The sequence below is a fragment of the Nostoc sp. KVJ3 genome (assembly GCF_026127265.1).
GTDB lineage: Bacteria > Cyanobacteriota > Cyanobacteriia > Cyanobacteriales > Nostocaceae > Nostoc.
On sequence record NZ_WWFG01000001.1, the window covers coordinates 72627 to 86244 of the forward strand.

General features: G+C 39.9%; 8 protein-coding genes and 2 pseudogenes. 7 read left to right on the forward strand and 3 right to left on the reverse strand.

Features of this window, described 5'->3' with window-relative positions:
* Positions 1-10: 10 nt before the first annotated feature.
* Both GTQ43_RS00295 and GTQ43_RS00300 read right to left on the reverse strand, forming a co-directional pair.
* A complete protein-coding gene (locus tag GTQ43_RS00295; RefSeq protein ID WP_265273631.1) occupies positions 11-1309 on the reverse strand; it encodes a HEAT repeat domain-containing protein in 1299 nt (432 codons plus the stop codon).
* A gap of 39 nt (positions 1310-1348) precedes the next feature.
* Positions 1349-1762: a ubiquinol-cytochrome c reductase iron-sulfur subunit gene (locus tag GTQ43_RS00300; protein ID WP_265269671.1), complete on the reverse strand. Its 414-nt coding sequence runs from the start codon at positions 1760-1762 to the stop codon at positions 1349-1351.
* Between the two features lie 475 nt (positions 1763-2237).
* On the opposite strand from GTQ43_RS00300, the gene GTQ43_RS00305 reads away from it, so the two are divergent.
* The 7 genes and pseudogenes from GTQ43_RS00305 (at position 2238) to GTQ43_RS00335 (ending at position 10807) form a co-directional block, all read left to right on the forward strand.
* Positions 2238-3806 carry a ferredoxin--nitrite reductase gene (locus GTQ43_RS00305; RefSeq protein ID WP_265269673.1) on the forward strand — a complete coding sequence of 523 codons (1569 nt, stop codon included), beginning with the start codon at positions 2238-2240 and terminating at the stop codon, positions 3804-3806.
* A 444-nt stretch (positions 3807-4250) separates the two neighbouring features.
* Positions 4251-4901, forward strand: a pseudogene (locus GTQ43_RS00310) (MFS transporter); the annotation flags it as partial.
* A gap of 127 nt (positions 4902-5028) precedes the next feature.
* Entirely contained in the window at positions 5029-6060 is a 1032-nt protein-coding gene (locus GTQ43_RS00315) for a transposase (protein ID WP_265273632.1), read from the forward strand.
* A gap of 29 nt (positions 6061-6089) precedes the next feature.
* Positions 6090-6947 (forward strand): annotated as a pseudogene (locus tag GTQ43_RS00320) (MFS transporter); the annotation flags it as partial.
* Positions 6948-7161: 214 nt separating this feature from the next.
* The gene (locus GTQ43_RS00325) at positions 7162-9375 is read left to right on the forward strand and encodes a molybdopterin oxidoreductase family protein (protein WP_265269675.1); all 2214 of its coding nucleotides are present in this window, start codon (positions 7162-7164) and stop codon (positions 9373-9375) included.
* Between the two features lie 294 nt (positions 9376-9669).
* The gene (locus GTQ43_RS00330) at positions 9670-10128 is read left to right on the forward strand and encodes a phosphate-starvation-inducible PsiE family protein (protein WP_265269677.1); all 459 of its coding nucleotides are present in this window, start codon (positions 9670-9672) and stop codon (positions 10126-10128) included.
* Between the two features lie 226 nt (positions 10129-10354).
* Entirely contained in the window at positions 10355-10807 is a 453-nt protein-coding gene (locus GTQ43_RS00335; protein WP_265269679.1) for a nitrate reductase associated protein, read from the forward strand.
* 229 nt (positions 10808-11036) lie between these two features.
* Here the strand turns inward: GTQ43_RS00335 and GTQ43_RS00340 are convergent, their stop codons facing one another.
* Complete coding sequence (locus GTQ43_RS00340; RefSeq protein ID WP_265269681.1) at positions 11037-12662, reverse strand: IS1634 family transposase; 1626 nt, start codon at positions 12660-12662, stop codon at positions 11037-11039.
* Between the last annotated feature and the right edge of the window lie 956 nt (positions 12663-13618).

Here is a 13618-nt window from a genome sequence, read left to right on the forward strand (position 1 = left end):
ATGAGGAAATTTACCACTCGGTCAAAGCGATCGCTATTCCTTGTTGCAAATCTGGTGTGAGTGCAGCATTATTGGCTAATTGCTGCAATTTTTGATCTGCGGCTTCCCCATCTAAATTTTTGAGTGCAGCGATCGCGTGTAGTCTCACCGATGCATTAAAATCAGCTAGCAACGAAATCAATGGTTCAATAGCTTGTATTTCGCCTAACTGCCCTAAAGATAGAGCGATCGCACTTTTAATGTTGACAATTTCTGTGGCTGGATGTTGCGAGCGCAATATTTGCAATAATATTTCTGCGGCTTGTGTAGCTTGCGGCTTTTGGATTCGCCCCAAAACAGTGACAATCTCTTGCCAAAGTGTCTCTGAAGTGCATTGATTAAATGCTGTTTGCAAATATTCCAAACTGGATGGTGTTTCAATCCAACTTAAGGCGCAGATGGTTTCTAATTGCAGCCTTGTCGGTGTCTGGGGTGAAATCAACAAATCAAATAAATGTTTTGCAGCATCATCACAACCCATCCGAGAAAGAGAAACTGCGGCTGCACAACAAACATCAAGATTAAAGTCGTAAAGCCTCGGTTGCAGTCTTGTCACCAAATCTAAGGCTTCGCACAAATCGGGGCGAAAACCTAAACCAAGCACTGCTGCACGCCTAACTGTAGCAGCAATATCATCCAAAGCAGCTAACAAGATTGGTGGTACACGTTCGTCATGAAAACTGCTGAGGGCTTCAATTGCAGCAGTGCGGATTGTTGCTTGTGAATCTTGTACTACACTCAATAGTGGTGTGATGGTTTCGGTTTGGGGTATACAGGAAAGCGATCGCACTGCTAAAAGTCGTGTATCTTCATTTAATAGAAGTTCGGAGAGGGCAGCGATCGCAACAGTACCCATTTGTCCTAGTGCTGTGGCTGCGATCGCTTTAAGTTCCTCATCCTCATCAGTTTTCAACAATTCAACCAAGGGTGCGATCGCTTCTGGCTGTTGAAATTCGCCCAAAGTCCGCGCTGCATACCAACGTAATTCTTCTTCTGCATCTTCATCTTCTAAGATGTCAATGAGTGGTGGTATAGCAATATTTCCCAAATTAGTCAACACCTTGGTGATTTCCCAGCGTTGCTGAAAATCTCCCACCTCTAAAATTGAAAGTGTTAATGTCAGCAGATATTCTCGATTTTTAACTATCTCTGGATGTTTCAAGTCTGCGCCTAAAATTAATTGTTGTAAATATTGAATCAATGATGACCAATCAGCTGCATTATATGCTGTCTGGGTTTGCACCAAAAGCTGCTTGATATTACTCACGATACCCTTTTTTAATTTTAACAATTCGTAATTACGAATTACTTAAGCTGGCTTGACTACAACTGAATTGCCCTCAATTTTGGCGGCGTAAGTTTTAAGTGGACTTGGAGCAGGGCCTTTTAGCACCTTACCATCAGCCCCATATTCTGAACCATGACAGGGACAAGCGAATTTTTTTGCGTCAGCTTTCCATGCGACGGTACAACCTGCGTGAGTACAGGTAGGGTTAACAGCTGTCAGATTTGGCGATTTAGATGTGCCGATTACCAACACAGGCCCAGCAGGTGAGTTTTTAGCCAGCAATTGACCAGTTTTATCTAAATCTGCCGAAGTGCCTACTGTTTGCCAATCTCCAGATGCAGAAGGTCTTTGAGAAGAACAAGCTGCGATCGCTACGGGTAGAGAACTCGCTATCAAACCCAAACCAACCCAATTAATAAAATCACGACGTTTCATAAGTACCACACTCAATTTTGGATTTTGGATTTTGGATTTTGGATTAATCTATGGCAATCCAAAATCCCTTCGATCATCTCAAACACTCTTCATCAAGCGGTTTGTGTGGCTGATTGGCTGACTTGGATGCAAAAAATGCATATTATGTATCCTTTTTCAGCAATTTTACCAAAAAATCGTAACAATTTATACGATTTTAACAGAAAACTCACCTTAAGTTATGAGTATCGAAATTGTTACATGAACATTATCTAAACCTACTTGACAAATTTCCAAGATATAAATGGCGACAAGTTTTCCTTAACTAACCACGGATTTGAACTTTCAGGTTGGAATGCTTTTGAGTAGCAATAATCAGCCGTAACCAAATATTAAGTTTTTATTCCCTAATTCTCGTAGATATACCAGCTAATGGAACTACGGGTTGATTGATATTGGGCAATTAGCAGCACAAATTTTCACGAGAGTCAGCCTCATGACAGACACAACAACTAACACTACCAGCCTGAATAAATTCGAGAAATTCAAGGCACAAAAAGATGGACTCGCCATCAGGGATGAGATAGAGAGATTTGCTGCCTTGGGCTGGGAAGCAATGGACGAAACCGATCGCGATCATCGGCTCAAGTGGGTAGGCGTGTTTTTTCGCCCAGTTACCCCAGGGAAGTTTATGATGCGGTTACGGATGCCTAACGGTATTCTCACCAGCAGTCAGATGAGTGTTTTAGCCCAAGTGGTGCAGCGTTACGGGGATGATGGTTGCGCTGATATTACTACGAGACAGAATATTCAATTACGGGGGATCAGAATTGAAGATTTACCAGATATCTTTAATAGATTTCACGCAGTTGGTTTAACCACTATCCAATCAGGGATGGATAACGTTCGCAATATTACAGGCGATCCGGTGGCGGGGTTGGATGCAGATGAGTTGTACGACACACGAGAGTTGGTACAACAAATTCAAGATATGCTCACCAACAAAGGTGAAGGAAACCCAGAGTTTAGCAACTTACCACGGAAATTTAACATTGCGATCGCAGGTGGAAGAGACAATTCAGTTCACGCTGAAATTAACGATTTGGCTTTTGTTCCAGCATTTAAGGAGGGAACAGGGCAAATATTTGGCTTTAACGTCCTCGTGGGTGGCTTTTTCTCAGCTAAACGTTGTGAGGCGGCGATTCCTCTCAATGCTTGGGTGGCTCCAGAAGATGTGGTAGCAGTATGTAGAGCGGTTTTGGAAGTTTTTCGTGACAACGGGCCGCGTGCTAATCGGCAAAAATCCCGCTTGATGTGGCTAATTGATGAATGGGGTTTAGAAAAGTTTCGAGCAGAAGTAGAAAGCCGTTTGGGTAAATCATTATTACCCGCAGCCGCAAAAGATGAAATAGACTGGGAAAAACGCGATCATATCGGAGTATATAAACAAAAGCAAGCGGGATTAAATTACGTAGGTTTAAATATTCCTGTTGGGCGGTTGTCTGCCGAAGATATGTTTGAAATTGCCCGTTTAGCAGAAGTTTTTGGCAGTGGTGAAATTCGGTTTACCGTTGAGCAAAACATTGTCATCCCCAACATTTCTGACTCGCGGTTAGCAATATTTTTAACACAACCGTTACTAGAAAGATTTTCGATTAATCCAGGTTTACTGGCGCGATCGCTAGTATCTTGCACAGGCGCACAATTTTGCAACTTCGCCCTCATCGAAACCAAAAACCGCGCCCTGGCAATGATTAAAGCCTTAGAAGAAGACTTAATCTTCACCAATCCAGTCCGAATCCACTGGACAGGTTGCCCCAACTCTTGTGGACAGCCTCAAGTTGCAGACATCGGCTTGATGGGAACCAAAACTCGCAAAAATGGCAAAACCCTCGAAGGCGTTGACATATATATGGGCGGCAAAGTCGGCAAAGACGCTCATTTAGGAACTTGCGTTACCAAAGGTATACCCTGTGAAGACTTGCAGCCAATATTGCAAGACTTACTGATTAAAAACTTCGGGGCGAAACTCAAGGAAGAAGCTTTAGCAATTACTAACCGCTAACTGCTATCTCCCCCAATGAAAAAAATAGCCCCCCTTTTTAAGGCTACGGTGTATACACAAGTCTGAAAATAGCTGATTAACACTGGTTTTACCCCACCCTAACCCTCCCCTTATAAAGGGGCTACGGTGTACACACATCTCTGTAGAAACCCAAAATCGTTGGAGATCCCCCTAAATCCCCCTTAAAAAGGGGGACTTTAAGAGACTTTTGCCCCCCTTTTTAAGGGGGGTTGGGGGGATCAAAAGCCTATGAGACCACTCTCAAAGACTTGTGTGTACACCGTAGTTATAAAGGGGAGGGAACCGGAAATCTCAATTTCCCCCCAATAAACGGGGGGATTAAGGGGGGTAATCTGACTGTAGCTAAGGGGGGTTGGGGGGATCTTTGCTCGATAAACAAGCTAACCGAACCGGATTGCTATCTCCCTCACTTATTCAATTAGAATGCTTAAAAAATTATTTTCATTTAGCGATCGCTACCGCATTTTACATCAGACTTGGTTTGCTTTCTTTCTCACCTTTGTCTGTTGGTTTAACTTTGCTCCCTTTGCTACAACCATTGGCAGAGAGCTACATTTAGCCCCTGAGCAAATCAAAACTTTGGGCATCTGTAACCTCGCCCTCACAATTCCTGCGCGGTTAATTATTGGGATGCTTCTGGATCGTTTTGGCCCCAGAATCACCTACTCAATCTTGCTGATGTTTGCAGTAGTTCCTTGTTTAGCAACAGCCCTAGCGCAAGACTTTAATCAATTAGTCATCAGTCGTTTGCTGATGGGAATTGTCGGCTCTGGGTTTGTTGTGGGTATCCGCATGGTGGCAGAATGGTTCCAACCCAAGGAGATGGGCGTTGCTCAAGGTATTTATGGCGGTTGGGGTAACTTTGGAGCTTTTGGCGCGGAGTTTGCCTTACCAATGATTGCAGTTTCTACCAGCTTTTTTGCTGGTGGTGCTTCTAACTGGCGATTAGCGATCGCACTTACAGGTATCATTGCAGCTATCTATGGCGTAATTTATTACAACACTGTTCAAGATACGCCCACAGGAAAAATCTACAATAAACCTAAAAAGAATGGTTCCCTAGAAGTAACTAGCTAGAACTTACGCATTGACAAGCAAGACAAAAAGTGCATAAGGAGAATGCAGAAAAAAAACAGCGACCGCTAGTTACCAGAGGCGTTAAAAACAGATAATTTACTTGGCTGTGTTTAGGGTTCGGACAATCAGAGCAATTACTAAACCATCAACCGCTAAATGTGACTTGAACACTTATACTCTGTTTCTACTGGCAGAATCAAAGTATCCAGGTTGCACACGTCTGGCAGAGATAATGGAAAATTTATCTCATGATAGCGTCAATAGATTTTTGCTACGTGAACGGTACGAACCCAAGGACTTATTTGAAGAAATCAAGCCCAATATCAATCTAGTTGGAGGTACTTTAAGTGGAGATGATACGGTAATTGATAAGCCTCATAGTGACCCGGAAATAACAGATTTAATCGGTTATTACTATTCAGGTAGACATCATCGTGCCGTTAAGGGAGTTCAGTTAATTACCTTGTATTACACCGAGTGTTCAGGTAAATCTGTACCTGTAAATTATCGCATTTATAACAAACAAGATAACAAGACTAAAAATGATTATTTACGAGAAATGATTACTGAGGTAATGGATTGGGGTTTAAAGCCTAAAACAATGACAACTGACGCTTGGTATTCCAGTCAAAAAAACCTGAAGTTACTGAAAAACAAGGGATTAGGGTTTTTAACTGGGGTAGCTAAAAATCGCTCATGTTCCATTGATGGTAAAAATTTTACCCAAGTCCAAAACTTAGAAATTCCCGAAGATGGTTTAATAGTGTATCTAAAGAATTTTGGTCAGGTAAAAGTATTTCGGAAAAGTTTCAAAAACGAAACTAAAAGATATTACATTATGTATATCCCTGAAAAAGATACACTAAACTCAATTTCCAGAACAGAATTTAAAGAGCTACATTCAATTCATTGGGGGATTGAGTGTTACCACAGAGCTATTAAACAAGTATGTGGCATTGGAAGATTCATGGTTAGAACAACCGATGCTATTAAGACTCACTTTTTTAGTGCAATTCGCGCTTTCACACAATTAGAATTAATGCGGGCAGAAGACTTGATTGAAAATTGGTATGAAATCCAAAGGAATCTGTCTCTCCAAGTAGCTCGTGACTTTATTTTGGAACATTTAGCGCAGAATTTGAATTTGAATACATAGTATCAATTTTCTGTCAATGCGTAAGTTCTACTAGCATCAAAAGCTTCTGGGCAATGATTATCTCGAATTTTGGTTTGATTTTCGCCTTGGGTTTATTAGCTTGGCGCTTGGAACAAAAGAACATTCACTTTTTAACTTTGAGTCAAATGTATTTGACTTGGTTAGTATTAGCAGGATTGTTTGCTTACCAAAGTTACAAAGCTTGGGAAGTAAACCGAGAACTACTCATTGGCAAGAAAACTTACGCTGCATCAGAACGCTTTCAATTTGGACAAGTAGCTTTACTCGAATTCACATATATAACTAGCTTTGGCAGCGAACTGGCAGCCGTTTCTATGCTCCCGGCGTTTTTTGAGAAAACCTTTGCTTTAGAGCATGTGATCGCCGGGATGATTGCCGCTACCTATCCCTTCTTAAATTTGGTTTCTCGTCCTAGTGGCGGCTTAATTTCTGATAAATTTGGTTCGCGGAAGTGGACAATGACAATTATCAGCGTTGGTATCGGTGTTAGTTACTTAATGGCACATTTTATTAATAGTAGCTGGCCAATTCCAGTTGCGATCGCAGTGACAATGTTTGCCGCTTACTTTGCCCAAGCTGGCTGCGGTGCAACCTATAGCATCGTACCCATGATTAAAAAAGAAGCCACTGGACAAATTGCCGGTAACGTGGGAGCATACGGTAATTTTGGCGGCGTAGTTTACCTAACAATTTTTAGCTTAACCGACGCTCCCACACTATTTAGCACAATGGGTATCGCTGCACTAATCTGTGCTTTCATGTGTGCCTTCTTCCTCAAAGAACCAAAAGGTTCCTTTGCCGCAGCCTACGAAGGTGAATCACCAGAAACCACAACTCAAAACTCTATCTTATTAACTGAAGAATAATTAGTCGAGGGATGAAGTAGTGAAATTAACTATCAGATTCATCCTTCCTCTGCGCCCTCTGCGTCTTGGCGGTTCGATAAATAACGAACCGCCAAGAACGCCAAGAACGCCAAGCAATAAAAGTTTCAAAGAGTCTTTGCATAACATATAAAATTTTTAAATTGTCGCTATATCTGAGGTTGCACAATCAAAATAACAAAATGGTACAACTACCATGAATGAATTTACTAAAACCCTTTGTCCTTACTGCGGTGTTGGCTGTGGACTAGAAGTTTCACCCCCAGCCCAACTTGGCAAAGCAACTAATCGAGATAGTGAAGGAAATCCGACTTGGCGGGTGCGCGGCGATAAAGCCCATCCATCTAGTCAGGGTATGGTTTGTGTCAAAGGCGCAACGATCGCAGAATCTTTAGATAAAAATAGATTACATTACCCAATGGTGCGAAACTCTCTAGATCAAGAGTTTCGCCGCGTTAGTTGGGATGAAGCTTTTAATCTCATCACCCAACGCATTCAAACAGTCCGCTTCACCCAAGGGTCAGAAGCCTTATGTATGTATGGTTCCGGTCAGTTTCAAACCGAGGACTACTATATAGCCCAGAAACTCATGAAAGGCTGTTTGGGTACTAATAATTTTGATGCTAACTCCCGTTTATGTATGTCTAGTGCTGTGGCTGGCTACATTCAAAGCTTTGGCGCAGATGGCCCACCCTGTTGTTACGAAGACCTAGAGTTAACTGACTGTGCATTTTTAATTGGCACTAATACAGCCGAATGTCACCCCATTGTTTTTAACCGACTGGCAAAATATCACAAAAAGAACCGCAAGGTCAAAATGATTGTGGTAGACCCCCGACGCACACCAACCGCAGAAGCGGCTGATTTACATTTAGCCATTCGTCCGGGTACAGATATCGATTTGTTAAACGGCATCGCCCATTTATTGATGCGCTGGAACTACATTGATACCATGTTCATGGATGACTGTACCAGTAACTTTCCCGCTTATGCAGAAGTGATTCGCCACTATCCCCCGGAAGTAGTGGCGAATCAATGTGGAATTAGCATTGAAGATTTAGAAACAGCAGCCCACTATTGGGGAAAATCACAACGGGTACTGTCTTTGTGGTCAATGGGTGTAAATCAATCATCAGAAGGGACAGCTAAGGTAAGAACTATCATTAACCTGCATCTGATGACCGGACAAATTGGCAAACCTGGCACAGGCCCTTTTTCTCTCACAGGTCAGCCAAACGCAATGGGGGGAAGGGAAGCCGGAGGTTTGGCGAATTTATTACCTGGTTATCGGTCGGTGAAAAATCCTCAGCACCGCGCAGAAGTTGAGGAGTTTTGGCAACTTAAGCCAGGGCAAATTTCACCCAATCCCGGTTTGAGTGTTTGGGAAATGATTACTAGCTTAGAAAATGATGCTGTCGGGTTATTGTGGATTGCAGCTACTAATCCAGCTGTAAGTATGCCAGATTTGGAGCGGACGAAAAAAGCATTGTTGCGATCGCCTTTCACTATTTACCAAGACGCTTATTATCCCACAGAAACCTCCGCCTACGCTCATGTTCTCCTACCCGCAGCCCAATGGGGTGAAAAAACTGGTGTGATGACAAATTCCGAACGGGTGGTAACTCTGTGTCAAGCATTTCGCCAACCACCAAGAGAAGCTAAAGCAGATTGGGAAATTTTCGCTGAAGTTGGACGGAGATTAGGTTTTGAGAAAGAATTTGCCTTTGCTAACTCGGCTGAAGTTTATGCTGAATTCGTCCAATTAACTCAAAATCGCCCCTGCGATATGACGGGTATCAGTCACGCGCAATTACAAACTGAAGGGCCGACTCAATGGCCCCATCCAGAAGAGAGCAAGGGGAATAGAGGAGCAGGGGAAGCAGGGGGAGAAACCTCTGGAAAGCGTTTATATACCGATTTACGCTTTCATACCCCTGACGGACGCGCTCGATTTGGGGCATATTACTCAAAGGGATTGGCAGAACCACCAGACCCCGATTATCCTTTTGTGCTAACTAATGGGCGACTTTACGGACATTGGCACACCCAAACCCGCACCGGTCGTATTGAAAAAATTTGCAAAATGCACCCCGAACCATTTATCGAAATTCATCCCCGTGACGCTGCTAAGTTAGGTATTGTAGATAATCAGGGTGTGGAAGTGCGATCGCGTCGCGGTAAAGCTCAGTTTCCTGCTAAAGTAACCAAAGCGATCGCACCTGGTACAGTCTTTGTCCCCATGCATTGGGGTTCACTCTGGGCAGATAATGCCGAAGCTAACGCCCTCACCCATCCAGAATGTTGTCCCGATTCGCTACAACCAGAATTAAAAGCCTGTGCAGTCCAGTTGATTCCAATTTCTGTAGAAGTTACAGTCAAAAATTATCAACTCCAGTCTTCCCAATGGTAAGCTGCGAAGCATATCTCTAAACTTCTAATTTATAATCACCAATAAGTAATTTTGTCAATAATCAATAGTCAATAGTGATTATTGTTTTTTATGACTCTCTAATTTTGACTATTACCAATTACTATATTCAAAGAGGTTAAATATCTATTAATTAAGATATTTTGCTAAAGGCAATTTTATCTATGGATAAAGAATAAAGAACAGATAGAGAACTGACAAAGCATCGGCCAAGTATCTTTTTTTTAATCCTTTAGATTTATCTATGGGATTTTATTTTTTAATTGGGTGCAACACATGAAAAAGTTACTGAGAGCAATTGTAGGAGCTACTAAAGATGAGAACTTCATGCACATCATCGAAAACGTAGAGGTGCTAGTTTCTAAAGTTCTATCTATTTTTATGGTAGTTGTAATTTTGGTGGCAATTGGAGACTTAGCAATTTTTATTTTTAAAGAGTTGTTGACAGCGCCTTACGCTAAGTTTAACACAACCTTATATAAAATTTTTGGCTTGTTTTTGAATATTTTAATTGCTTTAGAAATCTTAGAAAATATCACAGCTTATTTGCGGAAACACGTTTTTCAGGTTGAATTAGTTATTGTTACCTCCTTAATTGCTGTCGCGAGAAAAATTATTATTCTTGACTTAGAAAAAGTCTCAGGTATTGATATAATTGGTCTAGGAATTGCTATTCTCGCTCTTTCAATTAGTTATTTAATAATCCGTCTCAGTAATGACAAAAATAACCGTTAAAAATAGAGCTTGATTATTGTCAGGCATTAATATTTAGAAATTTAGAAATATATAGTTTAGTCCAATCTATCCGCAAAGAATATAGTATACTTGCTACATAAGAGCAGCCGAAACTGCATTTTTGACAAAATTGTTTTTAATTACTTATCTCTCTAACTTAAATATAAAAAATTATCGATGGTTAAAAATCGTTAATTTTGAATAATTGAATTTTGAATACTTGATTATGACAGATTTCTTTCAATTTGAAGCAGACTTCGTTAATTCCCTGCGTTGTATCCCCATGCAAGTGCGATGCAATTTAGATACCTGTGGTATCAAGCTAAAATTGTCTGATTGGAATCAAATGACTACAGCCGAGCGTCAAGCTTTAGTCGAGTTACCCTGCACTACAGAAACAGAAATTCAGTCTTACCGCGAACATATCCAACAATTAATTCTACAACGCACTGGTATACCAGCCACGAAATTACCCATTGAGCCACATCCTGCATGGCTAGACTCAAGCACTGTACCAGCCAGCATCCAGGAAAAAGCTGAAGAAATAAGTGTAACCCTGACACAGCAACATTGGGCAGCTTTAACGCCCTTACAGCGTTTTGCCTTGATTAAACTCAGCCGCCCAGGACATGAAAGCAAAAACTTTAACAGAGCGATCGCAGAATTTAATCTGCTTTAATTACATCCCACATTCCGCACTTCAACTTGAAGTACAAAGAGATTACGTCAAGAGAAAAGCAAAAAAATCAGGATGATTAAGATTCGTAGTGCTGAACGAATCTACAGCATGAAAATAAATCATCAAACACAATGTATTTGATGGTTATGTAAGCACTAAAAATTTGAAGAGCAATTACTGTTTCTTCGATGTTGATAAATTTTTCTTCATTTTCCAAAAGTTGTTCACTTTAAGAAAGCAGATAATATTTTAGACAAGATGATGGCAGGCAATTCAAAATAAAATTACGTTCTAATGTTAAATTAACAATTTGGTTAACACCATTTAAAGTCAAAAGATGAATTCCTTGAAAACATTGAAACACCCATCTTAATGTCGGAGAAATCGTTAACTTACCTAGTTGATTTTTGATTCCGATTTTGATTCTTTTTAAGCTATTTCTCAGTTCCCTTTGTCCAAGATTATAAACTAACAAGCACAAAGACATTAAAAATAACATCGTCTCGATTCTTTCAGGGTTTTCTACAAATAAACTATCGGCAAAAAACAAAGGGTCTTTTAGAAATCTGAACCCTCTTTCACAAGACTGTTGATTTTTGTAATTTGTCAAAATTTCTTCTGGTTTTAACTTATCATCGTCAACTAAGTTTGTCGCTAAAATAAATCTTCCCGCTTCTTTTCTGATTCTTTCTATCTCTTCTGGCTTTTGATGCTCCACTCCTTCTATTTTGTAAATAGTCTTATTACCTTTTGATTTACTTTGAATAACCTTAACTTCTTTAATTTCAAAGAGGTTCAATTTTTTGTTTACGCTTTTTAGTTTATATCGAGCTTGTTCTGGACTTTCAAAATCTTCTTTGTTTATTTCCTTGAGCAGCTTTTCAACTTTGATTTTTTCGGTTTTCATCTTTTTTTCTAACTTCTTCAAATCACTTTCTTGTCTTTTTTGACTTTCTACTATTAGCCAATTTTGTTTGATGCCACCATAATTTACTATTTCCGATTTCCACTTGTATCCGTCTAAATTCAAGGCTGCTCTTTTTGCACTTTCTTCGGAATTTATCTCTTCTATCTCTACCGAATGAACTAATTCCTTTGCTCTTTTGATTGTCATCGGTACTCTACTTATCCATTTTAGATGTTCGATTAATTGGAGATTTTCTTGACTATACAATGCACTATCACAGACCATGATACTATCAAAGTTTATCTGCTTTTTAAACTCTCCTAATATTTTTCCAAACACGGCTTTGTCTGCTTCATTTCCATCTCCTGCTCTCATTAATAATGGTATATCTCCATCACTACTTGTTATTAAATCTAATACACATTGTTTCAAGTTTGCTCTATGGTCGCGCGAATATCCTTTGGTGATAATTATTGGTTTTTGTTTGATTATTTCTAACTCTTTCTCTTGATTATATTCATTTTTATATTCCCCATGCAGATGAAATGATGTCGCATCTAAATGAGAATATTTTGTTTCTATCTTGAATTTATTAATCACAGATAAGACAATTTCTATAAATAGGTTATTCAATCCATATTTATACAATTTATCCATAACTCTTCCCAGTTTATCATCATTCACATAATCGCTTTTTATTCCTTCTGCCAATAATAATTCGATTCCTTTGTCTTCAAAAAATTGACTAAATAAATATAAAGGTCTTGATACAAATCCTAATCCATTGAGCAGAATAGCTTTTACTAATATTCCTGATGAAATTTTTTCCCGAACATCTATTCCTAATTTGGAGTTGATTATGTCAACTATTCCTATTTCATCAATTAGTCCAGCTACTATTCCTAAGTGATCTATATTTTTAATTTTTGTTTCTGAGGTTGGAGACAATTTTTCTACCTCTAAAATATTTTAGATTTTTTTGATTGTCTCACTTTTTCGATTAGAAGCTTCTAAGTATTTTTACTCAGGTATATCCAAGGATAACTCTGTATTACTTTATGCTACTTTTGAAGTGCGGAATGTGGGTTACATAATAAATCAAGATTTACGCAAATAATAGCCGAAACCCTAATTTTCTTCTCAGGGCAATTTATGGAAAACTCCATCCCCTTGTGGGTGTAGTTTTTGGGCATAACAAATGGACATGGGGAAGAGTTACCAATGCCCTGTTTGGCCTACGGTGTACACACAAGTCATCGAATTACCCCCCTTAATCCCCCCTTATAAAGGAGGGAAACAGGAAATCCGGTTTCCTCCCATACATACGGGGAGGGGTAAAACCTGTGTTCCTCAGCTATTTCTAGACTTGTGTGTACGCGCTAGCCGATGCTTTGGAGACGCACATATTTTACGCAGTAAAACCAGGGTGAGGTTTCTTAGGGGCTACTGCAAATCGTCTCACCAAAGACTTGTGTGTACACCATAGACTCACAAGGGGATGGAGTTTCCCGATGACTTCCAATGAATTGCCCCTACAGGGTATAGTTTTGCGTAAGTCCTATAAAATAGACCAGCAGAAATTATATATTTTCTAAATGAAACTAAATGCAGTAAAAATTACTGTTTTTAGATAAATTGCCGTGGGTTAAATTTGCAGCTACGATGTCAAAAGCAGACAAACTATACAGTCCGATTCATCTGCGTGACAAGCCCATTTAGGACAAACTCTCAGTACATGGAATACTTATTAACATTAGGTGAAACAATTTGAAATTTACCATCTATAATTTTAAATTTCTTAGCAGGAAGTGAAGCTATAGTGGATTTAGCAATGCTGCTGTTAATGTGGCTAAGGTTAATCCTGCGGCCAAATGATGTGAAGAAGAATTAATTTAGAAACGCAC